The following is a 25,186-nucleotide window of genomic DNA, read 5'->3' as shown; positions in this document are numbered from 1 at the left end:
CATGCGAAAGTTCGCTTTACTCAAAACCCGACGATGCGCGCTGCGCGATGGCGGCCTCCGCGCCGGCCTCGGCTGCGCTCGCCGGTTTCACAAATATCCGCTTGTAGAGGTCCTCGCCGTAGCTCGTCTGTAGCGGCTCCGCCTCGATCAGCTTGAACGTGCGTGTGCCGTCTGCCTGGCGGTCGGCGCGCAGAAACAACATGGCCGGACTCCGTTGTGCGTGCAGTTCGCCGGCGAGCGCATAGAGGTGCGAGACAAGCACGATCTTCACGCGCTTTTGCAACAGCGCCGACACGATCTGGCGCGCAATCTCGGCCCCTTCGCGTTCGTTCGTCGCCGCGAACGACTCGTTCGACAGAAAGAGCGCGTTCTCTCGCACGTGATCGACGATCTCGCTCATGCGTCTCAATTCCTCGTCGAGCTTGCCACCCTTCATCGTCGCGTCCTCCTCGCGCTTGTAATGCGTGAAGATGCCATCGCAGACGTTCGCGGCAAACGACGCAGCCGTGACGAACATGCCTGCCTGCATCATCAGTTGGGCAAGCCCCACACCACGCAGAAACGTCGACTTGCCGCCTTCGTTCGCGCCCGTGATGACGACGAGTGTCTTGCCGCCCGCCTTCACGTCATTGCCAACGGGCGCGGCGGCAAGGCGCAACGCCAGGCTCGCGTCGCAGAGTCCCTCCATCGCGTGAATCCGTTCGCTGGCCGGGTGCGGCACGGGAAAGCACATTGGCACGCCGCGCCGCTCGAGCTCATGGCGCAGATTCAGGCAGCCAATATAGAAGGCGAGCTCCGCACGCAGCATCGAGAAGAAACTCAGGATGTGGTCCGCTGACTGCGAGAGCGCATTGGCGACAAGGCGGACGCCGCGTGCCTCCAGCTCAGACAATGCCCGCGCACCGGCCTCGTCGCGATCGGCGATCCGAAACGTAAGTGCGGGAGCGCGTTTAGCGAAAAGCCGCCTTAAGGGGTTGGGCGCCGGCTCGTGCGGCCTGCGCAGAACGTGAAGGATGCCCTTGTTCCCATCACCGAGGCGCGCGCTAATGAGCACCCCGTTGCGGAACCTGAGCTCTTTCAGGCAGCGCTCGATCTGCCTGAAATACTCGTCGGTCAGTTCGTGCTCGATCGTCGCGAAGAAGCGCCTGAAGCCTTCAGAGCGGAAACTGCCCGCATCAGCGTCGGCCGCCGCGCGCAGCCGGTGCAGCACGCCGAGGAATGCCTGCACGAGCTCGCGGGCGCCATGCAACACCATCGCCGGCGATGAGGCGAAAATGCTGTGGAACGTGTGGCGCTCGGTCTCGAGCGCCTCCATCGCGATCGCATAGAGCTGTCGCACCGCATCCTCGTGTTCGATACAGTCGGCGAGCACCGCCTGCCGGTAGCGGATCTCATCGAGCTCAGTCAAGCTCACGGGCACGACCTGTTTTGCAACTTCGTATAGGAACGCGTCGTCTTGCGCCATGGCGCGATAGAGTGTCTCTAGCGCGAGATCCTGCATGAGCGCGGCCTCGTTCCAGACAGACGCGCGCCGCATGTTGAAGTCGCGGTTGCAATGGAGCAGATAGGCCTTCATAGTCCGAGTCGCTCCTTCAGCCGATCGTAGGTCAGGCCGTACTGCTGCGCCACCGATATCGCGTACGCCTTGGAACCCGCGTCGCGGCGCCTGATCCGGTAGGTTCGCAACGCCGGCGCGGCAGGATCGATCTCGCTGACCATACTCACGGCTTCATCGGAAAGGCGCGCCAACTCCCCGATGAACGTGACGCAGACGCACAACACACCAACTTCGAGGATTGCGCCAATGATGCGCTTGCTCAGAAACAGCGCATCCGTGAGCGTTGTCGAGCTGAAGATCTCGTTCATGACGATGAGGCTGTCGGACGTGGCTTGCGTCAGAATGCCGTGAATGCGGACAAGGTCGTCGCGCAGCTTGCCACGCATATCCGTCGTGTTCTCTTCGCGCTCGAAATGCGTGAAGAGCGCATCACACAGAAAGAGCCTCGCATTGCGTCCTGGCACAGGGCAACCAAGCCGAGCCAGGTAGTGCAATTGACCGAACATGCGTGCGAACGTGGTCTTGCCGCCGTTGTTTGGCCCCGACACGACGACGAGGCGTTTCTTCACGCAGTTCTAGCTGGATTTACTTCGACTGACCGGTCAGCAATGGCACGCCATCGGCGGATGCTCGAGAGCGACGAGCTCGTTGGAATCACATTGCGTCGCAGAACGCGCGCGTCGCTACGTTTCAACAATGCCCCACTTGATATGCGCCCATAGGCGTTCGTGAACGAAGTAACCGATCGAAGTATAGACATTGCTGATGATCATAAAGCCGACCGCGACGTGAATGGTGCCGGTAAGCAGATAGAGCGTCCCGAAGTCCAGACACATAATCAGAATGCGATAAATAATGGCCTTGGTCACAGAGCGACGGCCGCTTACGGTCCGTGTCATGATCTATTCCCCTCACACGAATTTATGCTGCGGCTCATTGACCATGCCGGGTTGAATGGTCGCGGGCCGAATGTTGTACGGTAACAGGCGATCCATTGATTTGGCTGCTCCCTGGGTCGCACGCACTTCGAAATCACAGCCTTGCCTCCTACGTCACAGTCGGTCTTGTCGCCGTGTCTTTCAGTGTAGCGAGGCACGACGGCTCGCGCCCCTGAATTGTTTTCCAGGCGGTGACTGTCATGGCTTCGCGTTCGTCTGCACCTCGGCGATGGTTGTTCTTGAGCCAGATCAATGTCCCCTGCGGTTTTACGGGTATCTTTTTTTATGGCGTTGCGCGCAGGATTTATCGCCGCCCCACTGGGGGGGGGAACGACCATGAAGCGATCGCACACATTGGTCCGCTCATGGCTGATTGCAGCCACGGCACTCGCGATGCTCGGCGTGTCGTTTGTTGCTTCGGCGGAGCCTGTACCGCAGACTGAAAACGGTGTCAGTTACGTGAGCGGCGGCATCGGCAAAGGGCCTCAACAAGCCATGCAGGCGATGCGCAAGAACTACAACCTGTTTGCGACCTTTGCGCAAAAGGGCACAGGTGCGTATCTCTCGGACGTCAAGATGGACATTCGGGACTCGACGGGCAAGGAAGTCGTGACGGCGATATCGGAGGGGCCATTCTTCTTCGCGAAACTGCCATCCGGAAAATACTCCGTGTCGGCGACCTACCTTGGCAGTACACAAGCTCGCCCAGTAGATATCGAGGGCGGCAAGAAGGTAAGCGTTTATCTGTATTGGATCAACGAGTAGCCATTGGCGGCCGGGTCAGCTCGCGCTGCGTCAACGACGTGCTCAACGCTCCTCTGAACCAGTTGTAACTACCGGTGTTTAAGGAGAGGGGCATGACAAGAAATGTCGGGACTATCGACCGGATCATCCGGATCGTTGTGGGGGTAGCAGTTCTTAGCCAGCCGGTTTTGCTTCAGGGCAGCCTGCGCTGGCTTGGGCTTATCGGCCTCATCCCGTTAGTCACTGGGCTCGTCGGTTGGTGTCCGGCTTACAGCCTTCTTGGTATTTCGTCTTGCGAAGTACCGACGCACACGTCGGGTTGACATGAACTCGAAATTCCATTTCGGATATTTTGGCACCAACGGCGGCGGGAAAAAGCATCGCGTACGCTGGCTCAGTTCAAGCGCGATGGCCTTATCACACGCGATAGCCCCCGAATTGCCTTGCGCGAGATTCAACAGGCGAAGAGGCAGACAGGACCGACGCCAGAACACGCTGATCCATTGATCCGCGTCAACGAGTCACGAGAAAGCTCTTCTCTACCTCGTCGCATTCAACAACCTGAGCATCGGAGATTGAAGCTGCCCGGCCCCACACCACGCGGCTGTTGGCAGTGACGGCGCGGGCAACGGCTCATAACACAAGCACCTTGTCGGCCCATTCAGACCAGTCGGCCAGCTCGTCGAGCGTGCGGCGTCGGATAGCATCGATGAGTTCGTCTGCCTTGATGCCACGGGCGTTCACTGGTCAGCGGAACGCTGGCGAACAGGACGATTTCCTGCTCGCCTCCCCCGCCCCCTATCGTCACGCCGGCCCGCGTGAGCGCATCGGCGTCGACGGCACACTTCCGACAAAGGGACCACAACCCGGGTGGGGTCACGGATCCGTCCGTCTGCGTGCGGCGATCCCCATGAGCGAAAACGACTTCGCTGTCCGCGTACAGAAAATTTGCCGGGCCCATCTCGCGCATGTCCGCTGCAAAGCGCGTCACGCGGTCGAGCCTGTCGCCGATCTCCGGTATCGAGCCGGCGTGCCAGAGCGGCGCAAGATAGTCGAGCAGCAAACAGAAAGCCAGCTCCGAATCGGTGGTGCCGACTGGCCGGAAGGATTGTTCTGCGCCGGATCGTGCTGCGATGCCGTCGAGCCGGCCGTTGTGGATACCTGGCGCTTGCGCGCCATGCCGAGCGAAGCGGTGATATGCAACAGAACGCGGGCGCCACATTGGCAGTCGCGCAGAGCATGGCGGGCTTTATGCGCGTTGGCATCGTCGATCGCGCTATGGGCGCCACCGTCAACGGGAACGCGTGCGAGGTGCCGGAGTTGATCTTGGGCGATGGGGTTCGGCTGCGACTGCCGGTGTCTGCGCTCGGGCCTTTGCTGCAGGCGATGATCAATCGTATCGGTGCGGGGGCGCGATGATGATGCTCTCGACGGCCGTGAAGGTGTACGTCGCCGCCGAGCCGATCGATATGCGCAAGTCGATCGATTCGCTTTCGATGCTTGTTGGCCCGATGTTCGATCAGGACGCGTTGAGCGGACACGTGTTCTACGGTCGGCGCCGCGACAAGATCAAGGTTTTGGTCTATGACCGCACGGGATTTGGGCTGATGTACAAGCGATTCGAGAGCGGCTCGCTGGCCGATCCGGCGACTATCGCGCGGCGCGGCATCTCGCTTGCGGAACTCACGACGTGGCTTGAAGGAATCGACGTCGGTGTGTGTAGGCGCGTGCGTGCAGTGAACGCAACGGTGGTCGCATGAATCGCGAGGATATGCCCATGAGCGGGTCGATCGCAGCGATAATGCTGACCTATGCAACCGCTCAACGTCCCTGCCGCGAAACAACCCTTTCCGATGGCATTGGGGGCATGGAGCTTTCCCGAATTGCTCGGCGCGATTCCGACGCGCGATGCGACGATCGAGCAGCAGCAGCGCGAGATCGAACGGCTACGCGAACGGGTCGAAGGGCAAAGCGAGTTGCTGGCCAAGACGCAGCAGGCGCTGCTCGAGATGCGAGCCAAACTGACCAATGCGCGGCAGGAGATGTTCGGGGCGAGCCGCGAGCGCATGAGCGCGTGGCAACTGGCCATCTTCGAACAAGCGCACGAGGCACCGCTGCCGCCGCAACAGCCGGATCTATCGATTCCCGTGGAGGGGACCGGCGCAAGCGTCGCAGCAAGGGACGACCGGCTCTGCCCAGCGATCTGCCGATCGAGCGCGTCGTGCATGCGATGCCGCAACAGGAGTTGTCGCAAGACGATCGCGTGACGGTGATCGGCGAGACAGTCACGCGCACGCTCAAGTACACCCCGGCCAAGATGTCGGTAGTCGAGCATGTGTGCCCGCGATATGCGCTGGTGAAGGATGGCGTCTCGACGGTGCGCGGCACGACGTTCCAAGCGTCCCCATTGATGAAGAGCAATGCGAGCCCGGAACTGCTCGCACGCATCATCGTGGCGCACTTCGACTCGGGCCTGCCGTTTTACCGACTGGAGGAAGGGTTCGCGATGCTGCGACCTGTCGGGCCAACGACATCAACCCATACGATTACCTGAGCGATGTGCTTGGGCGAATCAACGACCACCCGATCAATCGGATCGAGGAACTAGCACCCTATAACTGGAAGCCCTCTGGCGTGACCGGCTCGGCATCGACCGTGGCGTCGACGTCGTCCTTGTCGGTTGCGAGCTCGGTGACCCGACACTGGACCGGACTCGTGCATCAAGCGGAACGAAACGATGAATAGGGCAAGCGCGGGCAAGCCCGAACGCAAGATCTCCGAGACGATCCTGGACTTCGGGGAGCCGTTCCTATCCGAGGCTATTACGGAAGACACGACGATTGCTGGAGTGCGCGAAATATACAAGCTGGTGGTGCTGGTTTGGAACGCGCATGTCGCAGCCACGCCTCGCTGGGGCGACCCCGCCCATCTGAACAGGCTGCAACAGATAGCCATCTCAGCACACATGCCGCCAGATGGCCGAGCCTGCATCGAAGTGCTCTCGCGTCGATGGCAGGAAAAGTTCTCCGACGCCAAATACTGCGTGGGAGAGTGGCACGTCAAGATCAAGCACGACAATACGCTGAGCTTCTTCTGCGACGCCCGGGAAGCACCGCGGCGGTAGTCCGCCGCCGCACACGTTGTCCCCTCAACGGCGACGATGTCGCCGCCTATCGGCGCCACCGACAACCGCTCTCCCCAACGGTAATCAATCTTCCGCGAAATCGGAGGCGCTCGCTACTACGGCGATTCTCGGGCGGATACCAAGCGATCACCATCGCGTCATTCGCGGACACCTTGCGTGTCAGGTTGTTGTCGATCGCCCTGCACAAACAGGCGCCCACAATCAGCAGCGCCCCAACGGGAACGGCTACCTGACCCGGGTGCCACGATAGCAGCACGCCTCCCGCGACGATAGCCACCATCCCGAGGAACACCTGGAGGTCGACGTTCTCGCGGAAGACGACCCATGCGATCACGGCGGTCAGCACGCTTTCGAGATTGAGTAGCAAGGAACTGGTCGCTGCGGACGTGCTCGCCAGCCCCAGCATGAGCAGCGCGGGTCCGGCGACACCGCTAGTCAGGATGGCGCCCATGAGCCAGGGCAGTTCGGCTTTTTGGATTCGATGGCTGGCCGTCGGCCTTGCATCGGACCGCCAGAGCCGCCGAGCGACGATGCCAATGCCGAGGCCAACGCCGCTGCCAAGGTAAAAGAGACCCGCCACTATGAAAGCGGACATGGAGCCGAGAAGCGCTTTGGCGAGTGGTGTGGCCGCGCCGAACAGTGCGGCTGCAGCGAGAGCGATGAACACTGCGCTGAGTCTTGAATTCATGGCAATTGGATAGGTGGAATCGGCGCGCGCGGCGGCTATGCCTGCAGTTTGCCGGCTCGCCATCGTCGCGCGCGACCCGCAGTTGGGTCACCACGATGCCAAGGGCCGGGGCATGCGGCTTCCGGACCCAGCACACGTCCGGGCTAGCGCAGGTCGACCATCAGGACGGCCACGCCGAGACGGTTATGGTCGCCGCGGTCTGACGCAGAAGTCCTCCTTCGACAGCATCGCCAGCCAAATCGGTTCAAGATGCGATCCAGTTCAACGCCGTCGAGCTGGCGTTCAGGTCGTTGCGCTGGGTTGCCGTCGGGCGAGCGTCTCGCTCATGCGTATTGCGGCTATTACGCCGGACAAGCAAGTGAGGCCAGCCACCAGCCAGATCGCCGACGCCAGGCCAAACAGGTCAGCGGTAATACCGGCCAGCAGCGCGCCGATCGCGTAGCCGAGATCACGCCACAACCGGTACACACCTACGGCGGAAGCCCGCCAGCTCGGGTGGGCAACATCGCCAATGGCGGCCAGTAGGGTCGGATAGACCATCGCCGTGCCGACGCCGAGCAGCACGCCTCCCAATCCGAAACCCACTAAACGCGACGTCGATGCGGTGATGGCGATCCCCACCGCCTGCACCCACATGCCGCCGGCGATAAGCCATTTGCGGCCGATGCGATCGGAGAGCGCCCCGGTGAATATCTGGGCGCAGCCCCACACGGCCGGATAGATCGCGGCGAGGATGCCGATCTGGGCGAGCGTCATGCCAGCTGCTGCGAAAACCACGGGGAATAAGCCCCACGCCATGCCATCGTTCAGGTTGTTGACCAGCCCAGCCTGGCTGACGCTAGACAGATTACGATCACCCAGCGAGGTGCGCCGGAAAATCTCGCCCTGGCTGAGCCGGTCTCTGGGCGTCGAAGCCTTATGAGTGCGCAGCTCCTGCGCGACATAATGCTGAGTTTCGCGGATCGCCAGCACAGACAGCAGAAGACCGGCCACGACATAGCCGACGCCGAGATAAAAGGGTTGCGGCCGCAGCCCGAAGTGTGCCGCCATCCAGCCGGTTGCCAGGGCGCTGCCGGCTACAGCGACATACCCGGAGAATTCGTTGAGCCCCATTGCCAGCCCGCGCTGCTTCGGTCCCACCAGGTCGATTTTCATGATCACCGTGGTGGACCAGGTCAGGCCCTGACTGACACCCAGCAACACGTTGGCGGCCACGACCCAATCCCATGCAGGCGCCCACATCAGCACGAACGGAACCGGGATGGCGACCAGCCAACCCGACACCAGTACCTGCTTGCGACCGAAGCGGTCGGACAGACGCCCCGCGAGATAGTTGGTCAGTGCCTTGGTGATGCCGAAGACGACGATAAAGGACAGGATCGCCGCCTTCGCCGCGATGTGGAAATCGTGTTCCGCGATGGCTGGCAGAATGCTGCGCTCCAGCCCGACCATCGCGCCGACAAACGCGTTGACGATGACCAGCAACGAGAACTGGCCGAGATTTTCACGCAGCCCCAGACGGATCGACGCGGTGTCCATGCCTCAGGCCGCCTCACCCAGGTTGGCTCGCACCATCGCGTCCATATCGGCCGGGCGCGGCGGAACCTCCTTGATCAGGGACTCGATGAACGCTTCGCGGTCCATCGACAGGCCGGGATTCCAGCGCTTCTCGAAGCCGAGTGTCGAGGACGGCTCGCCCGACAACCCGGCACCGCAGAGGCTCCCCGCCTGATGGCCGGGGAAAATCTCGATGTCGTCCGGCAGCGACAACAGCTTGCCATGCACGCTGTCGTACAACATGCCGGCCATCTCTTTTTCCCGTCCGGCCAGGTCGGGGCGGCCGACTGAACCGACGAACAAGGTGTCGCCAGTGATGACAAACCAGGGTGCATCGCCGCGCCGCTGATCCGTGACCAGCAGGCAGATACTGTCCAGCGTGTGCCCAGGGGTGTGAAGTATCTTGATCTTGACGTTGCCCACGTCGAGCATCTGGCCATCGTGCAGCGGTTCGATCGCGTATTTCACGGCTGTCTGATCCGATTCATGCAGGCAGTACGGCGCATCCACAGCCTGCGCCAATGACCGTCCGCCTGAGTAATGATCGGCATGAATATGGGTATCGATAACGTGACTGATCGTGACCTGAGCTCGCCTGGCCTCCTCGATAAACCAGCCTTCATCACCAGCGACCACATCCACCGCGACGGCTTTGCCCAGGCTCCCACAACCGAAGAAGTAGGAGATCGAGGCGTCTTCATTGCTGCGCTGCTTGAAGAACATGACCGACCTCCTAAAACACCAGCACCTTGTCGGCCCACTCTGACCAATCTGCCAACTCTTCGAGGGTGCCGCGATGACTGCCTTCGACCAGCTCGTCCGGTTGAATCGCTCGTGCATCCATGCAGGTGCCGCACAGGCCAACGCGGCTATCCCCGCCGCGAGCCAGCTTGTCCAGCATGAGCTCTACGTTGTAGAAGCCATCGGGCACTTTCTGCCCTCGTTTCGCCGCAAAAACGGCGTCGCCCATCAGGTAGGCGCGAACTTCGTTGTGCTCCCGCTTCGCGAGCGCGTTGGCCAGGCGCAACGCGTTGTAGGTCAGCTCGCTACCGTAGGGCGGGCCGTTCAGGATGAAGAGCGCTTTCATGGCTGATGCTCCAGTCGATAAAACAATCCAACGATTGTTAGAGTATAATAGCATCTATACCTGCCAAGACAATTGATGCACGCTTACTGCGACCATGAGTACAAACCGGGAAATCAAGGACGCCCTGTTCGAGCAGGTCGCCCGAATTGCCAAAGCTGCTGCCAGCCCGAAGCGACTCGAGCTGATCGAGCTGTTGTGCCAGTCTCCCAAGACGGTCGAGACGCTCGCCCGGGAGGCGGGGATCAGCGTCAAGCTTGCCAGCGCCCATCTCAAGGAGCTGCGCACGGCGCGACTCGTGGATCCCAAGCGCCGGGGCAAGCACATCGTCTACAGCATTGCCAGCCTGGAAGTCCCGCGTTTTTGGGTGCTGCTGCGCAGCCTGGCTGAGGATCGACTCTTTGAGCTGCAAGACGCCTTGCGGCAACTGGTTGCCTCGAGCACCGAGTGGCACGGTGCGAGTCGCGATGAGCTCTTGCGCAAAGCGCGCGATGGCGAGGTTGTGGTGATTGACGTTCGGCCGGCCTGCGAATTTGAACAGGCACATCTGCCGTTTGCACGTTCGATGCCGCTCTCTGAATTGCGTGCCAGACTGTCCGAACTTCCCAAGGACAGGCCCATCGTGGCGTATTGCCGGGGCCCGTTCTGCCTGATGTCGGTCGACGCGGTTGCTCTATTGCAATCTCAGGGCTATCCGGCGCTGCAACTGCGCGACGGCGTGGCCGAATGGGGCGTCGAAACCGTGTAGGCCCCGCTCCAGGCAAGGCGCTGGTTCCTCGACGCATCAGGAGAGACTGCAATGATGTACTGGGCAAACGGTAGCGGGTGGATGATGGGACTCGGCTGGCTATTTATGGTCTCGATCTGGGTGCTAGTCATCGTCGCCGTCGTGGCGATGCTTCGCTGGTTGGGTGTGCCTTGGGGCGATCGTGACAGAACACAGCGGAAAACACCCCTTGATATTCTGCAGGAACGCTATGCCCGTGGAGAAATTGATCGGGAAGAGTATGAACAGAAGCGTCATGATTTGAAGACATAGGTGCGCATTCGATGCCATGACGGCATCGGCCTTAATGGACGTTGACGAGCCGACGCTGACTGACCGCCGCGGCTCGCACAGGGAGCTGCTTGCCGCTTAGTCGCGTTCGACCGCAGCCTGATTGGCTCCGGCGCGAGGCCGGCCATCCCGTCGAGTGGCGCGAACGGTACGATTACCCCGACATGGCCGCGCGCATCGGCGCAACGTCCTGTATCGCGGTCGGCGTAACGGTGAGAGACACGGGCACGCCGGTGGCCGCACAACGCGAGACCACATTGGCCGTCCGGTCGATCAGGGCCGGGAAGAACAATGCGTCGAAGGCACACCACGTATAGACGCGTTGGCCGCCGACTGCGAATGCGCGCGCGATCTCGCGCAGCGTCAGGCCGTAGCCGGTGACGTTGCCGTCGTCGTCCCACTCGGTGCTCACGGACTGTTTGAGTGCAACGGCCACACGCTCGACGGGCCAGCGCGAGCGCGGCGGGAGAAACCGGCGTCCCCTTGCTGAGTTCAGGCAACAGTACGATAAAGAGATCCTCAAAGCCTTCCGACCGGCTGACCATCGTCAGGCGCTCGATAAGTTCGGCGGTGTAGCGGGCAAGGTTCATCGTTGTCCCCCGCGGGTTATCCGGCGCAGCGCGAGAGTTGCTTCCATCCTTAGAGAAGGTCTGCGCGGCGAGCTTGAGCGCCTCGGCCATCGTCAGGTACGGAAACAGCTGGTCGGCCAGTTCCTGGATGGTCATCGTTGCGCGGATCGTGCGCGGGGGACGTGATCGAGCGTCAGTGTGCGACTGTCGGTCTCGAGGCCCGCTTGGCGCGCCAGCGCCTCGCTGTAGCCGACAATTGCAACCTGTGGCTCGATGAAGATGACCGCCGGCATCGTATCGAGATCGAGCCGCGCGTCGCCCCGGTCATGTTGATCGCCCCGCGCATGCCGGCCGCCGCCGCAACGTGGACGAACTGTGGCTGTTCGGTGCAGTCGCCGGCCGCATAGAGATGCGGTGCGCTCGTGTGCATTCCCATGTCGATCACGATGGCGCCGCGCTCGTCGAGCTGCACGTCGGCACTTGCCCGGCTGAAACTGCCCATTATCGAATCCGCCGCCGGCGATTTGCGTGCGCCGGCAATACGAAAACCAAGTCGTGGCAGCGTCCTGGCGCTTCGCTGCCAATGCCGTTCGACTGCCGATTCGCGCGCTGGCTTGCAGCCGCGGCATGCTTAAGCCGGCTCAGCGTCGCCCGGAATCCGCTCCTGCCCGCTGCCCTGCAGCGAGGCAATCAGCGGGCATGAGACGCTCCCCTTGCGCGTGTGGCAAGCGCAAACCAGCTGGGAGAGCACGGACTCCATCCGCGCGAGGTCGGCAAGCTTCGCGCGGATATCGTCGAGCTTGTGTTCGGCGAGACGACTGGCTTCATCGCAGTGCGTGCCATCTTCTAGCCTCAACAGATCTGCGATCTCGTCCAAGCTGAAGCCGATGCGCTGGGCCGACTTCACGAAGCGCACGCGCGCCACCTCGAGCTCGCCGTAGCGGCGAATGCCCCCGTGCGGTTTGTGGGGCTCGGGCAGCAGCCCCTTGCGCTGGTAGAACCGGATCGTTTCCACGTTGACGCGGGCTTCATTGGCCAAGGCTCCAATCGTCAATCTTCGCGAATCGTTCGACATGCCGCTTGACTCCGTACTGGACTACGGAAGTAAGGTTACTTCATCGCCCTATCATCGGAAAGGAGACGTCGATGGCGGGACCGAAGGACGACCGTAAAGCGCTCGCGGCCAGTGGCGTCGCGGCCATTCTTGCCTCAACCTGCTGCCTAGGCCCTTTGGTGCTCGTCGCACTGGGGGTCAGCGGTGCCTGGATCGGCAACCTGACCGCGCTGGAGCCGTATCGCCCAATCTTTCTCGGTGTGGCGCTCGTCGCCCTGTTCTTCGCCGGGCGCCGCATCTTTCGCCCCGAAAACGCCTGCCAGCCAGGCGAAGTGTGTGCGGTCCCGAAGGTGCGCACCACCTACAAGCTCATTTTCTGGATCGTGGTGGCACTGGTGCTGATCGCGCTCGCCTTCCCCTACGTTCTGCCGCTGTTCTACTGAAAGAAGTGAGATTTTCATGAAAAAGCTCGTTGCCCTGGCTGCACTGGCCGCTACCCTTAGCGCGCCCGCCTGGGCCGCCACGAAGACCGTGACGCTCTCGGTGCCCGGCATGACGTGCGCAGCCTGCCCGATCACGGTCAAGGCGGCGCTGTCCAAGGTTCCCGGTGTCGAAAAGACGGTCGTCCATTTCGACCAGAAGGAGGCCGTGGTGACCTTCGACGACAGCAAAACCAACGTACAGGCCCTGACCAAGGCCACGACGGACGCGGGTTATCCGTCGTCGGTCAAGCCTTGAACGCAATGAGGCAGTGCGATGTCCTTGCTCGCGCGGGCGGCCGATAAAACGGGATCCCTCGGCAGCATCGTCTCCGCCATGAGCTGCGCGGGCTGCTTCCGTGCACTCGCCAATCTGGGCGCGGCCCTCGGTCTGGGCTTCTTGGGCCGATACGCAGGGCTGTTTATCGATGTGCTGTTGCGGTTGTTTCGATGTGCTGTTGGCCAACGCGCTTGGCTGGCTCGCTCATCGACAATGGCGCCGCCGCACTGCATTGGGCATGGTCGGGCCTGGCATTGTCCTGGTGGCACGGTATCCGTTAAGGGATTTCAGTTGGAGCGCCTACATGGTGTACGCCGGCTTGGCGATGATGGTGGCGGTATCGATTTGGGATCTCCGATCCCCGGCGCATCGCCGCTGCGGCCCGAATGGCTGCGAACTGCCACCGACGCGCGGCTGACGGCCCCCTTCGTTAGCACAACGACAGAGGAACAGTGACATGATTCAGTTGAAGATTGCCGGCATGATCTGCGACTCGTGCGCAGCGCATGTCAAGGAAGCCCTCGAGCAGGAGCCAGGGGTCCGCGCGGCAAGCGTTTCCTACCCGAAGGCGCAGGCCGCAGTCGAAACCGACCCGTCCGTGACGCTCGAGGCGCTGACGGCGGCTGTGGCGCGGGTTGGCTATCGCGCGCGTGCCGCGGGCGCCGAGGCCACGCCAACGGGACTACTCGACAAGGCACTGACCTGGTTCGGTGCAGGCGCCAAGCGTGAAAGTGACGAACAGCCTCTGCACGTGGCCGTGATCGGCAGCGGTGGCGCCGCGATGGCGGCCACGCTGAAGGCGGTCGAGCAAGGCGCGCGTGTAACGCTCATCGAGCGCGGCACGATCGGCGGCACGTGCGTCAATGTCGGGTGCGTACCATCGAAGATCATGATTCGTGCGGCGCACATCGCCCACCTGCGGCAGGCCAGTCCGTTCGATGAGGGCATCACCGCGACGCCGCCGGCGATCCTGCGCGACCGGCTGCTGGCGCAGCAGCAGGCACGCGTCGACGAGCTGCGGCACGCGAAATACGAGAACGTTCTGGCCGGCAACCCGTCGATCACGGTGCTGCGTGGCGAAGCCCGCTTCAAGGACGATCGGCATCTGATCGTGCGGCTCACCGAAGGCAGCGAGCAAGAAGTGGCGTTCGACCGCTGCCTGATCGCCACCGGCGCGAGCCCGGCCGTCCCGTCGATCCCTGGCCTGAAAGACACGCCCTACTGGACATCGACCGAGGCACTGGCAAGCGACACGCTGCCCAAGCGCCTGGCCGTGATCGGCTCGTCGGTGGTGGCGGCAGAACTGGCGCAGGCTTTTGCCCGCCTCGGCAGCCAGGTGACGGTCCTCGCGCGCAACACGCTTTTCTTTCGCGAGGACCCGGCGATCGGCGAGGCGCTGACGGCCGCCTTCCGCGCCGAAGGCATCGACGTGCGCGAGCACACCCAGGCGAGCCGCGTCGCGCATGGGGACGGCGAATTCGTGCTGACCACCGAGCATGGCGAGCTGCGCGCCGACCAGTTGCTGGTCGCGACCGGCAGGACGCCCAATACGCGTAACCTGGGCCTCGACACCGCGGGCGTCGCCGTCAACGCGCACGGCGCGATCGTGATCGACCAGGGCATGCACACCAGCGTGCCGCACATCTACGCGGCAGGGGACTGCACCGAACAGCCGCAGTTCGTGTATGTCGCGGCGGCGGCCGGTACGCGGGCGGCCATCAACATGACCGGGGGCAACGCCGCGCTCGACCTGAGCGCGATGCCCTCCGTGGTGTTCACCGACCCGCAGGTCGCAACCGTCGGCTTAAGTGAAGCGCAGGCGCACCACGACGGGATCGAAACCGACACTCGCGTGCTCACGCTCGACAACGTGCCGCGTGCGCTCGCCAACTTCGACACGCGCGGCTTCATCAAGCTGGTGGTCGTAGAACGCGGCCATCGTCTGATCGGCGTGCAGGCCGTGGCGCCGGGAGCGGGCGAACTGATCCAGACGGCCGCCATCGCGATTCGGGCGGGGATGACGGCCCAGGAACTGGCCGACCAGCTATTCCCCTACCTGACGATGGTCGAGGGCCTGAAGCTTGCCGCGCAGACCTTCTCGAAGGATGTGAAGCAACTGTCGTGCTGCGCGGGCTGAACGGCCTGCGACGACGAATGCCCCGGCATCGAAGCAGTGGCATCCACTCAGGAGTGGGAGGCGCGAGATGATGAACACCGAAAGCTACGCAACAGAAATCGCCGACGGTCTCTCGGCGATCCATCGCCGGAAGGGTTCTGCGCAGTTCTTTGTCGTGCTGCTTCGCGAGTTCGCGAAGGGAAAAGCTGTCTCGAGGCAAACGCTACGCATCGCGCTCGGGTGGCCTGAAGCGAGCGACACGCCGATGCTCGGGGCGATGCCCGATATCGAGTACGACGACCGGGGCGATATCGTCGGCTATGGCATCCCGCTTGACGACATACCGCACGCGTTCAAGGTTGACCGTCGCTCATTCTTTCCGCGCAATGCCCTCGTAGAAGTAAGTGAAGCATCTGGGCCCCGGTGCATACCCGGTACCGATTTGGTCGATCCCCAACCCAGCACGCTCGATCAGCGCTCGGATCGGACGGTTCAAATGACAGCCGCCGCTGATGCAGCACCATGAGGGCGTCAGCCAGTCCTGCCAGCGGCGCACGCCCGGCTCCGGTGCAAGACCGTGCTCGACGAACAGCAACCGTCCCGACGGCGTCAGCACGCGCCGAATTTCCTGCAGCGCACGATCGGCATCCGGGATCGAACACAGCGTCCAGGTGCTCACAACCGTGTCGACACTCTCGTCCGGAAGGGGAATGCGTTCCGCGGACGCCATCAGGAAATCAACCGGCGTGCCAGCGTGCGCCGCGCGACGGCGTGCCATCTCCGCCAGTTCCGCTGATGGCTCCAGTGCCAACACGCCACGCACCCTATCGCCATACAACGGCAGATTCAGGCCCGAGCCTGAACCAATCTCGAGCACGCGGCCCGCCGCGCCCCCGACGACGCGCACACGGTACGGGGCCAGCATTGCGTTGCGCATCGCTAAATCGCAGAGCCGCGGAAGAATGTAGCGTCCATAGATGCCCATCTATTGCTCCCCCTTCGATGCCGCCAGATTCGGCGGCAGGCTTCGACCTGCTCGCTCTACTCCCGCCGCACGATATGCGGGGCGGCCGATCGGGCATCGTTGCCGCCTGGCATACCGCACGACGCCGGCGCTTGCCGCGGCGGCGGTCCGGATACCTTCTTATCCTCCAGCACGTCGGCTACATTCCGCTGCCACCCGCTCGCCGATGAATAGTCCGGGCCGAGTGCAAGCCGAGCCGGCACCGTACGCCACGGCTGCTGGCGAACGTACGTGAAATACATCGCCGTCATCGCATACTGCGACGTGAACCAGTACGAATTGGCCACGCGCGCGATGCGAAAGAGCAGGTCCACCGACGCGCCCTGCGACGCACCCAACTCGATCAGGCCGAGCAGGGCCGAACCATGATTGCAGTCCTGAAAGAAAGTCGGGTTGTCGCAACAGGGTCGATAGGTGCTCGTCGCCACTTCGAGCGCTTTCACTTCCTGCGCGGGCGTCAGACGCACCGCGTCGATCTGGTCGAAATAGACGTAGCCGTTGCTCGCGTGTCCGAGCGTCCAGCCGCTCGTGCTGGCAAACGACGGCAGCCGGATGGTGCGGATCGGGCTGTGCTGGTTGAAGTCTGCGCGCGTCGACAAGCCGAGCGGCCAGAGCAGATTAAGCAAATACGGCGCGTTCTCGGCGGAGAACACGATCGGCGACGACGACGGCGCGGCGAACAGGCGCTCGACCCAGGCCGGAAGGTGCCCTTGGGTGCCGATGACGGCGCGATACTTGTCGGGATCGAGCGCGCCTGCGGCCATCAGCCGACGAATCGCGTCGCCGAAAACGATTCTCGTGTTGACGCCCTGCCTCGGCACGACGTCGTCGATGTCGATCTGGTATCGCCTTTGCTGTCGAGCCGCGGGCGCGCCCGCAGCAGCCGGGCCGCCATAATACCCGAGCGACGCCGCCAGCGCGCAAAGGAAGCGGCGGCGCGTGAAACCATGCATCCCGGTTGTTCGTTCCATCTTCGATCTCCCCGCCTCTTGTTTACATCATCGATCGCATCGTCGTCCGAAAACGTCTGGTCGCGCGCATCAGATGCTGACGCTTCTCAGTCGCAGTGCGTTCGTGATCACAGACGCCGAACTCAGGCTCATCGCCAGCGCCGCAATCATCGGCGACAGCAGCCAGCCGGTTAGCGGATAAAGCACGCCGGCCGCAAGCGGCACGCCCAACGCGTTATAGACGAATGCCCATGCCAGATTCTGCTTCATATTGCGTACGGTGGCTTCGGACAGGGCGCGCGCCCGTGCGATGCCGCGCAAATCGCCCTTTACGAGGGTCACCTGTGCACTGTGCATTGCGACGTCCGTGCCCGTTCCCATCGCGACACCGACATCGGCTTTCGCGAGCGCCGGTGCGTCGTTAATACCGTCCCCGGCCATCGCGACGACGGCCCCTTCGTTCTGGAGCCTCGACACCAGCGCCAGTTTGTCGGCCGGCTTGCACTCACCGTGATACTCGCCGATCTTGAGCCGATCTGCCGCGGCCTTGACGGTCGCGATCGCGTCGCCGCTCGCGACAACGACCCGAATGCCGGCTTCCTGGAGAGCAGCAAGTGCCTCTGCCGTGGTTTCCTTGATCGGATCTGAGACCGCCAGCAAACCGGCGAGCGTGCCGTCCACCGCCAGGTATATGACGCTCGAACCCTGCGCGCGCAGCGCATCAGCACGCGTTGAAAGCGGCGAGACGTCGGCTCCCGTTTCACGCATCAGTGCGCCGTTGCCGAGTGCGAGCTTCTTCCCGTCAACTGACCAGCGCACGCCGGACCCGGCCAGCGCCACGAAGTCCGCTGCCTGCCCCAGTGCGAGCTTGCGTTCCGATGCTGCCGAGACGAGCGCGGCGGCAAGCGGATGTTCGCTGTCCTGATCCAGGCTCGCCGCAAGCCGCAATACGTCATCAGCGGTGTAGCCGTTCGAGCCGATCGTGTCCGCGAACGTCGGGCGCCCCAGGGTCAGCGTCCCGGTTTTGTCAACCACAAGGGTGTTCACCTTGCGCAACTGCTCGATCGCGGAGGCGTCGCGGAACAGCACGCCATTCAACGCACCCTTGCCGTTCGCGACCATGATCGACATCGGCGTGGCAAGCCCCATCGCGCACGGACACGCGATGATCAGCACCGCCACGGCGTTGATCAATCCGAATACCCAGCTCGGCTGCGGCCCCAGGACGCCCCACGCGATGAACGTCACCAGCGCGATCGCGACCACCGCCAGCACGAACACGCCGGCCACCTTGTCGGCCATGCGCTGCATGGGCGCCTTGGAACGCTGCGCCTGTGCGACCAACTGGACGATTTGCGCGAGGACTGTTTGCGAGCCAACCTTTTCCGCGCGGATTATGAGGGTGCCTGACGTATTCAGCGTCGCGCCGATCACGTGGTCGCCCACATGCTTCGTCACCGGTATTGCCTCGCCTGTGATCATCGATTCGTCAAGCGCGCTGGCGCCGACCACGACGATGCCGTCGACGGGGACTTTGTCGCCCGGCCGCACCCGCAAGACGTCATCCGGACGTACGTCGGCCAGCGGCACGTCCTCTTCCGTTCCGTCTACCAGGATGCGCCGGGCGGTCTTGGGTGCCAGTTCGAGCAGCGACCGAATCGCGGCCGACGTTTGTGCGCGCGCCCGCAGTTCGAGGATCTGCCCGAGCAGCGTCAGCGACAGAATGACCGCTGCGGCCTCGAAATACACGCCAACCCTGCCGCCTACGACAAAGCTGTGCGGAAAGGCGGCCGGCGCCGCAGTCGCCACGACGCTGTAGACAAACGCCGCACCGGTGCCGAGCCCGATCAGCGTCCACATGTTCGGACTGCGGTGGATCAGCGACTGCGCGAATCGCGTGAAGATCGGCACACCGGCCCACAGAACCACGGGCGCGGACAGTGCCAATTCCACCCAGTTCTGCATCGATTGATGGAACCAGCCGAACCTGTGGCCGAACATCGCGAGCAGGAACGTGGCGACCGACAATGGCAATGTCCACCAGAACCGCAGGAGAAAATCAGCGAGTTCGGGATTGTCTTCATCGCCCTGTTTCGGGTACCAGCGGCTCGAGCGCCATCCCGCACTTTGGACGATGCCCCGGATGATCCTGCCGGATTTCCGGATGCATCGGACAGGTATAGATCGCGCCGTCGGGGGTGTCGTTTGGCAGTTCCTCTCGATGAGGGCCGGCATAGCGCTCCGGATTCGCTTCGAATTTTTGCAGGCACGACTCACTACAGAAATAGTACCGGTCGCCGCCGTCTCCGGTCTGGAACGGTGTGTCCTCCGCCACCGTCATCCCGCAAACCGGGTCCTTCAGCGAAGAGGTCGTGTTTTTCAGGTTTTCATCGAGATCCGAGGCCCCGGCCTGCTCAGAGTCGCGTACGTCGTTGGTGCTGCAATATGCGCACTGACCGTGCTCATCGTGATTTTTCGACGTATGCGTGCCGCGGTCACCGTGATGGCCCATCGCGCTATCGTGCGGTCTGTTCATTGAGGCTACCTCCATCAATGTGCATCGGGCGACCTGATTCAGTCGGACCGCGCGACCGGCACCGCCACCGACCGGAATCGGGGTGCCGCGGAGTCCTCCCGCGACGCGCGGGACTTCCGCTCAATACAGGATAGACACTCCAGCAATGGGAACGTCAAGCCTGCCGGTTAAAATCACCGTGAAGCGAAAGCGTTTCACCATCTATTGATCGGCTTGCCGACTTGCGACGGCGGCTCCTGGGCGAACGACCGCTTTATCCCTCGAAGTCCTGGCACAGCGCACGCGAGGCGCATGCCGTTAAATTACGCCTCGGCGCATCGTCGATAGAACCGGTTTCGAGCGGGGCCGCGAAGCAGTCTCTGCGGCCCACCCATACCGCTCTAGCCAGGCTGCTTCACGTAGCGCAGGTACGGCTTCAGGGTCTTGAAGCCCTGCGGATACTTCTTCTTCGCGTCGTCGTCCGACACCGAGGTCGGAATGATGACCTCGTCACCCGGCTTCCAGTTCACCGGCGTCGCGACCGTGTGCTTCGCGTTCAGCTGCAGCGAATCGAGCAGGCGCAGCACCTCGTCGAAATTGCGGCCCGCGCTCATCGGATACACGAACATCGCCTTGACCTTCTTGTCCGGCCCGACGATGAACACCGAGCGCACGGTCGCGTTGTCGACCGCGGTGCGCGGCCCGCCGCTCGCGTTCGGATGGATCATGTCGTACAGCTTCGCGACTGCCAGGTCGACATCGCCAATCAGCGGATAGTTGATCGCGTGACCCTGCGTTTCCTCGATGTCCTTCACCCATCGCTGGTGATCGCTGACGGGGTCGACGGAGAGTCCGATGATCTTCGTGTTGCGCTTGTCGAATTCCGGCTTGAGCCCGGCCATGTAGCCCAGCTCGGTCGTCCATACCGGCGTGAAATCCTTCGGGTGAGAGAACAGGATCGCCCACAGATGCCCTGCGAACGGAGTGCGCTGGATATCGATACCGAGGAATCCCGACAGCAGATAGATCGTGAGCGGAAAGCCGTACATCTCGGCATACAGCGCGACGATGAATGCTTGGACGAGGCCCGCGCCCGCCCACTCGCGCCAGCGCTTCGGCGCGGCGAAACGGTAAGAACGCCTGGCGGAAAGTGGATGCCCCCCTTGACGGCAAGCGTTTCGCCTTCCGCGGACTGAAAAGATACAGTTTCAATCGCCAATGGATACTCGGCTGAGAGGCGGCCGAGTATCGCGATGGCGTCGGTGCAGGACGCGCAATCTTCCTGCGTCAGCACAGTAACTCGTAGCGATCTCATATCCGCCTCACCCTGCGTTCCGCATGCCTTGCCGCATGTCGGCGATCAGGTTGGCGATCGGCAGGTACATCGTATAGTCCGGGGCGACACCGCAATCCGCGCGCCACCGGATCCGCCCATCGGGACCGACGAGCACGAACGTGTGGCCATCTCGACTGCGTCCCATCATCCCGTAGCCGTTCGCGTGATAGGCCGACGACACAGCAAGATCGGTGTCGGAAGGCACCGGGTACGACAACGACATGTCGGTTGCTTTTTGCTTCAGCACATCTGCGGGATCCGATGCAATCGTGGCGACTGCATCGACGCCAAGAGAGCGGAACTGGTCAAAGTGGGCCGCGATGTCTTTCGCCTGATCCCAGCAAGGTTGGCACGTCACGCCTTCCTGGAAATACAGCAGCACGGATTTGCCGCGCAGGCTGGTCAGGTCGAAGGCGTTGCCGGTAGCGCTCATCAACCGAATCGGCGGTGCAATTTGCCCCGGGCCAGGATTGCCTACCTGAAACCGATACTTGCCGGCGAGTTGGCCGAACGGGCCGCCAAGCCCCTCTTCCTGCTGCGCATGCACCCAGAAGATCGCCGCCACCAGCGCGATCAAGATCGCCAGGGCAACCGACAGCACGAGCACTCGCCGAGATCCGGTTTGGCCTTCCGGGACAGGCTTTGCGTGTATCTGTTTCATGTTCTCCTCCGCGTTAGTTACGCTTCGGTTGTTGCATGTTGCCTTGCTTCTCTTGCTGCTCCCGGCCATGCCACTGCGCGCGCTCGCACGGCCAGCGCACTTACCGCGATCACGAGGCCCAGTGCGGCCGCCCAGTTCGGAACTACCGAAAGGGCGGTCGTGATGAGCTCGCCGAGGTGCTGCAACCTGACCGACAGCATCAGCGCCCAGTGACTCGGCGCAGGCATCGATTGGTCGGCGAACGCGATCCACACAGTAGCCGTGCCCATCACGGCGAGCAGCAGCCCGCTTGCGAGCATCGACGCTGACAATGTACGTTGCAGCGAACCAATCCGCCACGTGATATGCCTCGTGCGAAACAGTCCGCTCGACCGCCAGTCGATTCGATCCCACAACAGCGAAACGACGAACAATGGCGCCACCATGCCGAACACGTACGCCCCCCGAGCCCCATCGCGAGCGCAACGGACGGAGCGACGCTCGACAATGCGATCACGCCGGCGAGCACCGGTGCGCAGCACGAGCTGGCGACACCCGAGAACATACCGAGCGAGTAGATGCCGAGCGGCCCCGCGTGCGTCGTCGCGCGACGACCGGGTATTGGCAGTTGCAGCTTGCCGCCCAGCAACGTGAAACCTGCCATGCCGATCATCACGAGACCGCCGGCCAGATACACGAACAGGTGGCGCGAAACAAAGAGCTGCCGTAGCGCGACCGCCCCCATGACCAATGGCAGGATGATGGTCGCCACCCCGGCCGCGAACACGAAACTCATCGCCACCAGCTTGCGGTGATTCTGAAACGAACTGGCGAAATAGGCCGGCAGCATGACAGAGATGCAGCACGGCGCGAACAACGCGAGCATGCCGGCCATAAACGCGGCGATGACCGCCCCCCGAAGAAAATACTGGTTTCCATCTTGCGGTCCTGTAGCCGGCGTGCGCCGGCGATACGTTCGTATGTCGCGTCCGATGCCTGGTGCGCAGCCAGCCAGCGACGCCCGCGATGGCGGTGCCGGCGACGAAGCCGTGACGCGATGACATGCGGCGCGCATTCGCCTCGGCTTCCGACGCCGCCGGTCAGCGCTTCAGATGCGACTCGTTCGAAGGCTGACGGCCGTTTTCCGAGTCGTCCGACGACGATCGGCGATCGCTATGCGAGTTCATGCTTTTCATCATGAAGAGCATCGACAGCGGACAAAGCAGGAACAGCAAGTACGGTCCCGCACTTACGATGAGCGCGCGGAACTGCGGCAAAGCAAAATAGGCGCCTGCCAGAACGGCAAGCACGGCGGCACCCGTAACAAGCATGGTTTTCGTGCATTTCATGATGAGACTCCTCGAGATTCGAAAGCTGTTCAACGATCCGCGTCACGCGGACGCCAGGTAATTTCGTTGCTATGGTCTGGATCTTGTCGGCGTACTTGAGCATGATGTCGCCCATCACCTTCATCATTTCGCCGTGCATCTGCATCGCGGGCGCCCCCGCGTTCGTCGCGAAATCGTCAAACCGACGCGTAATGGCGAGCACGATCGAACCGCGACTGCGGTGTCCGATCGGGAGACAGCGGGGAGTTAGAGCGCTTGCGGCGGGCGTTGAGGCAGCTCAGGAATGAACTGCGATGCCAGGGGGGTGTTGCGGTGCGCGTACGTGGACGAAGACGTCGCGGGGACGGGAATAGACGTCTCCGAGGGAATCGCGAGAATGGCGCAGGACAGCATACCCGCGCTGCTTTGACAGCTGGGCTGATGGTGCTGCGACGCGCCAGGCGCGGCGGCATGCATATCGGTCATCGGCGCTGTCATGTAGGACGCCACGACCTGCGAAGTGGAGACAGGCGACGAATGACCCGGGCAAAGCAGTGCTGGCGCCGTGAAGCCCGCGACGGGCAGCCACGCGATCAGAAAACTCAGCACCAGTTTGACCATCCACTTCACGATCCGGTCCTCAAGATCTGGTTAAGCGATTTCGGCTCCCGACGCTCGGTTGTGGGAGTTCGGCGAGGCTGGCGTTGCTGAAAGACGCGCGTGTCGATGGGCGAGTTTCCGAGCGTCTTGATCGCCGCCAATCGATTCGAGAATCGGGCATGCCGGCCGCTCATCACCTGCGCAATGGCTAGCAAGGTATGCGAGCGCCCCGCGCATCTCGCGAAACTCCTCGATCCGCGCATCGAGTTCGGCGATATGCTGCATGGCAATCTGCTTGACCTCCGCGCTCGCACGGTCGCGATCCTGCCAGAGCGCGAGCAGGTGCCGAATCTGTTCGATCGGAAAGCCAAGCGTGCGTGCTTGATGAATGAAGCGCAGCACCTGGACATCGTTCTGTCCGTAGATTCGGTATCCACCTTCAGTTCGTCCGACTGCTTGCACGAGATTAATGCTCTCGTAGTAGCGGATCATCTTGGCGGAAACGCCCGATGCGTTGGCAGCCTGCCCGATGTTCATGGCACACCTCGATATTGCCGTATTCCCGTCCACGATGCGACCTTCATCATCTCCTGATGAGCGGGACGCCCCACATTTCATACGATTTCAATCTAGACGATCCAATGACTGGAATGTCAAGGTATTTTCCCGGGGCGTGACCAAAATTCCATATGACCGCTTTGACATTTCAGCAGGGGTAATGCACAAAATTCGCGCCAGCGTATTTGTGCAAGGCACCGGCCCACCACTCGCCATGCGGCCCCCTGTCAAACGTGCAGTGCCATATTGGCCGAGCTCCGCAGTCAGATGGGGAGCTCGGCATACGCTTGCGCGCCGGTCACAACCAACCTTCCAGTGCGCCTTGGGGGACACATCAAGGGCTGATCGAGGGGCGGGATAGTGGTGCTAGGTGCACTTGCCCAACGACCTGGATTTCCCGCAACGTGGTGATACCGGTGGACGGCGCGCTCAGTTTTGATATATTGAGCCTGTCTATGGTCCGATTGGGCTCCCCTCTAAACGTCGTCATGCGCGCCACACTACGCTTCCTCCTGCCGCTGCTGGTTTGCGTCGCCTTCCTGGCGCAAACGGGCACGTCATGGTCAGCGCCGCAGGCATGCCCCGCCCATGCGACGTTGGATGCGATGGCGATGATGACGAGTTGCCAGCGGTCGGATGCTACTCGCCATGCGCCGACCGGCCAACTCTGCAAAGCCGCTGCGGCATGCGGCCTCACGGTGCCGGTGTTCAGCACTGCAGCCGGCCTCCTGGATTCCCCGTACCAGCGCTTCAAATACCCCCGAATCGCTGCACATTTCGTCCTGCAGGACTTCCCGCAGACGCTTCTGCGCCCACCTCGACTCGCCTGACCTCACGCCTTCCGTAGCGTGGCGCTGACGTGCCGTCGTCATCTGGCGTAGGTTCATCCTTGACGATCGCCGTACCCGAGGTACGCCATTCGCCGCGTCCCATCGCTGCGGAACAGCCATGTTTGCCCGAACCCGC

32 protein-coding genes and 3 pseudogenes are annotated in these 25,186 nt (G+C 62.6%); 15 read left to right on the top strand and 20 right to left on the bottom strand.

The window, feature by feature from the left end:
• Positions 1–16 precede the first annotated feature (16 nt).
• The 3 genes from C0Z18_RS12965 to C0Z18_RS12955 form a co-directional block, all read right to left on the bottom strand.
• A complete protein-coding gene (locus C0Z18_RS12965; RefSeq protein WP_102645811.1) occupies positions 17–1,576 on the bottom strand; it encodes a MutS-related protein in 1,560 nt (519 codons plus the stop codon).
• Positions 1,573–2,127, bottom strand: coding sequence for a MutS-related protein (locus C0Z18_RS12960; protein ID WP_199189445.1), 555 nt, complete (start codon positions 2,125–2,127; stop codon positions 1,573–1,575). Before C0Z18_RS12960 ends, C0Z18_RS12965 begins: the two co-directional genes overlap by 4 nt.
• Positions 2,128–2,241: 114 nt before the next feature.
• Positions 2,242–2,457: a DUF2061 domain-containing protein gene (locus C0Z18_RS12955; RefSeq protein ID WP_102645810.1), complete on the bottom strand. Its 216-nt coding sequence runs from the start codon at positions 2,455–2,457 to the stop codon at positions 2,242–2,244.
• Positions 2,458–2,832: 375 nt separating this feature from the next.
• On the opposite strand from C0Z18_RS12955, the gene C0Z18_RS12950 reads away from it, so the two are divergent.
• Entirely contained in the window at positions 2,833–3,261 is a 429-nt protein-coding gene (locus tag C0Z18_RS12950) for a hypothetical protein (protein ID WP_102645809.1), read from the top strand.
• A gap of 92 nt (positions 3,262–3,353) precedes the next feature.
• Positions 3,354–3,563: a YgaP family membrane protein gene (locus tag C0Z18_RS12945; RefSeq protein WP_102645902.1), complete on the top strand. Its 210-nt coding sequence runs from the start codon at positions 3,354–3,356 to the stop codon at positions 3,561–3,563.
• A 338-nt stretch (positions 3,564–3,901) separates the two neighbouring features.
• Here the strand turns inward: C0Z18_RS12945 and C0Z18_RS12940 are convergent, their stop codons facing one another.
• Positions 3,902–4,462: a class II glutamine amidotransferase gene (locus C0Z18_RS12940; RefSeq protein WP_102645901.1), complete on the bottom strand. Its 561-nt coding sequence runs from the start codon at positions 4,460–4,462 to the stop codon at positions 3,902–3,904.
• Between C0Z18_RS12940 and C0Z18_RS12935 the strand changes: the two genes are divergently transcribed.
• Genes C0Z18_RS12935 through C0Z18_RS12920 form a run of 6 tightly spaced genes read left to right on the top strand, consistent with a single transcriptional unit; the run spans position 4,438 to position 6,364 of the window.
• Positions 4,438–4,659 (top strand): hypothetical protein, encoded by a 222-nt coding sequence (locus C0Z18_RS12935; RefSeq protein ID WP_199189449.1) that lies wholly within the window; start codon positions 4,438–4,440, stop codon positions 4,657–4,659. The two genes, C0Z18_RS12940 and C0Z18_RS12935, sit on opposite strands and share 25 nt — an antisense overlap.
• A complete protein-coding gene (tnpB, locus tag C0Z18_RS12930; RefSeq protein WP_102645808.1) occupies positions 4,656–5,000 on the top strand; it encodes an IS66 family insertion sequence element accessory protein TnpB in 345 nt (114 codons plus the stop codon). The genes C0Z18_RS12935 and tnpB overlap by 4 nt, the downstream gene beginning before the upstream one ends.
• 51 nt (positions 5,001–5,051) lie before the next feature.
• Complete coding sequence (locus tag C0Z18_RS32710; RefSeq protein ID WP_146014007.1) at positions 5,052–5,507, top strand: DUF3294 domain-containing protein; 456 nt, start codon at positions 5,052–5,054, stop codon at positions 5,505–5,507.
• A complete protein-coding gene (locus C0Z18_RS33505) occupies positions 5,462–5,794 on the top strand; it encodes a hypothetical protein (RefSeq protein WP_233217306.1) in 333 nt (110 codons plus the stop codon). The genes C0Z18_RS32710 and C0Z18_RS33505 overlap by 46 nt, the downstream gene beginning before the upstream one ends.
• Before the next feature lie 5 nt (positions 5,795–5,799).
• Positions 5,800–5,985: a hypothetical protein gene (locus C0Z18_RS33905; RefSeq protein WP_408646994.1), complete on the top strand. Its 186-nt coding sequence runs from the start codon at positions 5,800–5,802 to the stop codon at positions 5,983–5,985.
• Positions 5,978–6,364 carry a hypothetical protein gene (locus C0Z18_RS12920; protein WP_102645806.1) on the top strand — a complete coding sequence of 129 codons (387 nt, stop codon included), beginning with the start codon at positions 5,978–5,980 and terminating at the stop codon, positions 6,362–6,364. Before C0Z18_RS33905 ends, C0Z18_RS12920 begins: the two co-directional genes overlap by 8 nt.
• Before the next feature lie 142 nt (positions 6,365–6,506).
• Here the strand turns inward: C0Z18_RS12920 and C0Z18_RS12915 are convergent.
• From C0Z18_RS12915 to C0Z18_RS12900, 4 genes and pseudogenes are all read right to left on the bottom strand, one after another.
• Positions 6,507–7,073 (bottom strand): annotated as a pseudogene (locus C0Z18_RS12915) (DMT family transporter); the annotation flags it as partial.
• Positions 7,074–7,355: 282 nt separating this feature from the next.
• Complete coding sequence (locus C0Z18_RS12910) at positions 7,356–8,612, bottom strand: MFS transporter (protein ID WP_102645805.1); 1,257 nt, start codon at positions 8,610–8,612, stop codon at positions 7,356–7,358.
• Positions 8,613–8,615: 3 nt separating this feature from the next.
• Positions 8,616–9,353 (bottom strand): MBL fold metallo-hydrolase, encoded by a 738-nt coding sequence (locus C0Z18_RS12905; RefSeq protein ID WP_102645804.1) that lies wholly within the window; start codon positions 9,351–9,353, stop codon positions 8,616–8,618.
• A gap of 10 nt (positions 9,354–9,363) precedes the next feature.
• Positions 9,364–9,717 carry a DsrE/DsrF/TusD sulfur relay family protein gene (locus tag C0Z18_RS12900; protein ID WP_102645803.1) on the bottom strand — a complete coding sequence of 118 codons (354 nt, stop codon included), beginning with the start codon at positions 9,715–9,717 and terminating at the stop codon, positions 9,364–9,366.
• 94 nt (positions 9,718–9,811) lie between these two features.
• Here C0Z18_RS12900 and C0Z18_RS12895 point away from each other — a divergent pair, with 94 nt between their 5' ends.
• Both C0Z18_RS12895 and C0Z18_RS12890 read left to right on the top strand, forming a co-directional pair.
• A complete protein-coding gene (locus C0Z18_RS12895; protein ID WP_102645802.1) occupies positions 9,812–10,462 on the top strand; it encodes an ArsR/SmtB family transcription factor in 651 nt (216 codons plus the stop codon).
• Positions 10,463–10,513: 51 nt separating this feature from the next.
• Positions 10,514–10,753 carry an SHOCT domain-containing protein gene (locus C0Z18_RS12890; protein ID WP_102645801.1) on the top strand — a complete coding sequence of 80 codons (240 nt, stop codon included), beginning with the start codon at positions 10,514–10,516 and terminating at the stop codon, positions 10,751–10,753.
• A 172-nt stretch (positions 10,754–10,925) separates the two neighbouring features.
• Here C0Z18_RS12890 and merB read toward each other — a convergent pair whose 3' ends face one another.
• From merB to merR, 3 genes and pseudogenes are all read right to left on the bottom strand, one after another.
• Positions 10,926–11,207 carry an organomercurial lyase gene (gene merB, locus C0Z18_RS12885; RefSeq protein ID WP_158244232.1) on the bottom strand — a complete coding sequence of 94 codons (282 nt, stop codon included), beginning with the start codon at positions 11,205–11,207 and terminating at the stop codon, positions 10,926–10,928.
• A 170-nt stretch (positions 11,208–11,377) separates the two neighbouring features.
• A pseudogene (locus C0Z18_RS33495) lies at positions 11,378–11,836 on the bottom strand (FAD-dependent oxidoreductase); the annotation flags it as partial.
• A gap of 135 nt (positions 11,837–11,971) precedes the next feature.
• Positions 11,972–12,415, bottom strand: coding sequence for an Hg(II)-responsive transcriptional regulator (gene merR, locus C0Z18_RS12875; protein ID WP_102645799.1), 444 nt, complete (start codon positions 12,413–12,415; stop codon positions 11,972–11,974).
• Positions 12,416–12,486: 71 nt separating this feature from the next.
• Here merR and merT point away from each other — a divergent pair, with 71 nt between their 5' ends.
• From merT to merA, 4 genes are read left to right on the top strand one after another with little or no spacing between them, the layout of a single operon-like run.
• A complete protein-coding gene (gene merT, locus C0Z18_RS12870; protein ID WP_102645798.1) occupies positions 12,487–12,837 on the top strand; it encodes a mercuric ion transporter MerT in 351 nt (116 codons plus the stop codon).
• Positions 12,838–12,853: 16 nt separating this feature from the next.
• Positions 12,854–13,132 carry a mercury resistance system periplasmic binding protein MerP gene (gene merP, locus C0Z18_RS12865; protein WP_102645797.1) on the top strand — a complete coding sequence of 93 codons (279 nt, stop codon included), beginning with the start codon at positions 12,854–12,856 and terminating at the stop codon, positions 13,130–13,132.
• A gap of 18 nt (positions 13,133–13,150) precedes the next feature.
• A complete protein-coding gene (locus tag C0Z18_RS12860) occupies positions 13,151–13,609 on the top strand; it encodes a hypothetical protein (protein ID WP_456300764.1) in 459 nt (152 codons plus the stop codon).
• Position 13,610: 1 nt separating this feature from the next.
• Positions 13,611–15,290 (top strand): mercury(II) reductase, encoded by a 1,680-nt coding sequence (gene merA / locus C0Z18_RS12855; protein ID WP_102645796.1) that lies wholly within the window; start codon positions 13,611–13,613, stop codon positions 15,288–15,290.
• A gap of 349 nt (positions 15,291–15,639) precedes the next feature.
• Here merA and C0Z18_RS12845 read toward each other — a convergent pair whose 3' ends face one another.
• From C0Z18_RS12845 to cueR, 9 genes and pseudogenes are all read right to left on the bottom strand, one after another.
• Positions 15,640–16,254 carry a class I SAM-dependent methyltransferase gene (locus C0Z18_RS12845; protein ID WP_102645794.1) on the bottom strand — a complete coding sequence of 205 codons (615 nt, stop codon included), beginning with the start codon at positions 16,252–16,254 and terminating at the stop codon, positions 15,640–15,642.
• A 56-nt stretch (positions 16,255–16,310) separates the two neighbouring features.
• The gene (locus tag C0Z18_RS12840) at positions 16,311–17,264 is read right to left on the bottom strand and encodes a hypothetical protein (protein WP_146014005.1); all 954 of its coding nucleotides are present in this window, start codon (positions 17,262–17,264) and stop codon (positions 16,311–16,313) included.
• A gap of 69 nt (positions 17,265–17,333) precedes the next feature.
• Positions 17,334–19,584: pseudogene (locus C0Z18_RS12835) on the bottom strand (heavy metal translocating P-type ATPase).
• Between the two features lie 575 nt (positions 19,585–20,159).
• Positions 20,160–20,807, bottom strand: a complete 648-nt coding sequence (locus C0Z18_RS12830) for a peroxiredoxin (protein ID WP_233217294.1) — start codon at positions 20,805–20,807, stop codon at positions 20,160–20,162.
• A gap of 273 nt (positions 20,808–21,080) precedes the next feature.
• Positions 21,081–21,755 carry a peroxiredoxin family protein gene (locus tag C0Z18_RS12825; RefSeq protein ID WP_158244231.1) on the bottom strand — a complete coding sequence of 225 codons (675 nt, stop codon included), beginning with the start codon at positions 21,753–21,755 and terminating at the stop codon, positions 21,081–21,083.
• Between the two features lie 268 nt (positions 21,756–22,023).
• On the bottom strand, positions 22,024–22,629 hold the full coding sequence (locus C0Z18_RS12820) for a cytochrome c biogenesis CcdA family protein (RefSeq protein WP_199189444.1): 606 nt from the start codon (positions 22,627–22,629) through the stop codon (positions 22,024–22,026).
• A 205-nt stretch (positions 22,630–22,834) separates the two neighbouring features.
• A complete protein-coding gene (locus C0Z18_RS12815; RefSeq protein WP_102645791.1) occupies positions 22,835–23,083 on the bottom strand; it encodes a DUF2933 domain-containing protein in 249 nt (82 codons plus the stop codon).
• Positions 23,084–23,329: 246 nt separating this feature from the next.
• The gene (locus tag C0Z18_RS12810; RefSeq protein WP_146014004.1) at positions 23,330–23,692 is read right to left on the bottom strand and encodes a hypothetical protein; all 363 of its coding nucleotides are present in this window, start codon (positions 23,690–23,692) and stop codon (positions 23,330–23,332) included.
• A 21-nt stretch (positions 23,693–23,713) separates the two neighbouring features.
• Complete coding sequence (cueR, locus tag C0Z18_RS12805) at positions 23,714–24,199, bottom strand: Cu(I)-responsive transcriptional regulator (RefSeq protein ID WP_102645789.1); 486 nt, start codon at positions 24,197–24,199, stop codon at positions 23,714–23,716.
• A 425-nt stretch (positions 24,200–24,624) separates the two neighbouring features.
• Here cueR and C0Z18_RS12800 point away from each other — a divergent pair, with 425 nt between their 5' ends.
• On the top strand, positions 24,625–25,050 hold the full coding sequence (locus C0Z18_RS12800; protein WP_146014003.1) for a hypothetical protein: 426 nt from the start codon (positions 24,625–24,627) through the stop codon (positions 25,048–25,050).
• Positions 25,051–25,186: the final 136 nt, after the last annotated feature.

This window comes from Trinickia dabaoshanensis, assembly GCF_002879885.1.
Taxonomy (GTDB): Bacteria; Pseudomonadota; Gammaproteobacteria; order Burkholderiales; family Burkholderiaceae; genus Trinickia; species Trinickia dabaoshanensis.
The sequence above is the reverse complement of the archived record's forward strand: the minus strand, read 5'-3'. Positions and strand labels throughout refer to the sequence as shown.

Bases quoted from the DNA above. Each gene is read 5' to 3' on its own strand.
- merR (WP_102645799.1), bottom strand. From the start codon at position 12,415: ATGTCGAACGATTCGCGAAGATTGACGATTGGAGCCTTGGCCAATGAA.
- C0Z18_RS12825 (WP_158244231.1), bottom strand. From the start codon at position 21,755: ATGAAACAGATACACGCAAAGCCTGTCCCGGAAGGCCAAACCGGATCT.
- C0Z18_RS12845 (WP_102645794.1), bottom strand. From the start codon at position 16,254: ATGGGCATCTATGGACGCTACATTCTTCCGCGGCTCTGCGATTTAGCG.
- C0Z18_RS12965 (WP_102645811.1), bottom strand. From the start codon at position 1,576: ATGAAGGCCTATCTGCTCCATTGCAACCGCGACTTCAACATGCGGCGC.
- C0Z18_RS32710 (WP_146014007.1), top strand. From the start codon at position 5,052: ATGCAACCGCTCAACGTCCCTGCCGCGAAACAACCCTTTCCGATGGCA.
- C0Z18_RS12815 (WP_102645791.1), bottom strand. From the start codon at position 23,083: ATGAAATGCACGAAAACCATGCTTGTTACGGGTGCCGCCGTGCTTGCC.
- tnpB (WP_102645808.1), top strand. From the start codon at position 4,656: ATGATGATGCTCTCGACGGCCGTGAAGGTGTACGTCGCCGCCGAGCCG.
- merP (WP_102645797.1), top strand. From the start codon at position 12,854: ATGAAAAAGCTCGTTGCCCTGGCTGCACTGGCCGCTACCCTTAGCGCG.
- merT (WP_102645798.1), top strand. From the start codon at position 12,487: ATGGCGGGACCGAAGGACGACCGTAAAGCGCTCGCGGCCAGTGGCGTC.
- cueR (WP_102645789.1), bottom strand. From the start codon at position 24,199: ATGAACATCGGGCAGGCTGCCAACGCATCGGGCGTTTCCGCCAAGATG.
- C0Z18_RS12940 (WP_102645901.1), bottom strand. From the start codon at position 4,462: ATGTGGCGCCCGCGTTCTGTTGCATATCACCGCTTCGCTCGGCATGGC.
- C0Z18_RS12910 (WP_102645805.1), bottom strand. From the start codon at position 8,612: ATGGACACCGCGTCGATCCGTCTGGGGCTGCGTGAAAATCTCGGCCAG.
- C0Z18_RS12895 (WP_102645802.1), top strand. From the start codon at position 9,812: ATGAGTACAAACCGGGAAATCAAGGACGCCCTGTTCGAGCAGGTCGCC.
- C0Z18_RS12900 (WP_102645803.1), bottom strand. From the start codon at position 9,717: ATGAAAGCGCTCTTCATCCTGAACGGCCCGCCCTACGGTAGCGAGCTG.
- merA (WP_102645796.1), top strand. From the start codon at position 13,611: ATGATTCAGTTGAAGATTGCCGGCATGATCTGCGACTCGTGCGCAGCG.
- C0Z18_RS12840 (WP_146014005.1), bottom strand. From the start codon at position 17,264: ATGGAACGAACAACCGGGATGCATGGTTTCACGCGCCGCCGCTTCCTT.
- C0Z18_RS12860 (WP_456300764.1), top strand. From the start codon at position 13,151: ATGTCCTTGCTCGCGCGGGCGGCCGATAAAACGGGATCCCTCGGCAGC.
- C0Z18_RS12955 (WP_102645810.1), bottom strand. From the start codon at position 2,457: ATGACACGGACCGTAAGCGGCCGTCGCTCTGTGACCAAGGCCATTATT.
- C0Z18_RS12905 (WP_102645804.1), bottom strand. From the start codon at position 9,353: ATGTTCTTCAAGCAGCGCAGCAATGAAGACGCCTCGATCTCCTACTTC.
- C0Z18_RS12945 (WP_102645902.1), top strand. From the start codon at position 3,354: ATGACAAGAAATGTCGGGACTATCGACCGGATCATCCGGATCGTTGTG.
- C0Z18_RS12935 (WP_199189449.1), top strand. From the start codon at position 4,438: ATGCAACAGAACGCGGGCGCCACATTGGCAGTCGCGCAGAGCATGGCG.
- C0Z18_RS12950 (WP_102645809.1), top strand. From the start codon at position 2,833: ATGAAGCGATCGCACACATTGGTCCGCTCATGGCTGATTGCAGCCACG.
- C0Z18_RS12820 (WP_199189444.1), bottom strand. From the start codon at position 22,629: ATGGCCGGCATGCTCGCGTTGTTCGCGCCGTGCTGCATCTCTGTCATG.
- C0Z18_RS12830 (WP_233217294.1), bottom strand. From the start codon at position 20,807: ATGTACGGCTTTCCGCTCACGATCTATCTGCTGTCGGGATTCCTCGGT.
- C0Z18_RS12890 (WP_102645801.1), top strand. From the start codon at position 10,514: ATGATGTACTGGGCAAACGGTAGCGGGTGGATGATGGGACTCGGCTGG.
- C0Z18_RS12920 (WP_102645806.1), top strand. From the start codon at position 5,978: ATGAATAGGGCAAGCGCGGGCAAGCCCGAACGCAAGATCTCCGAGACG.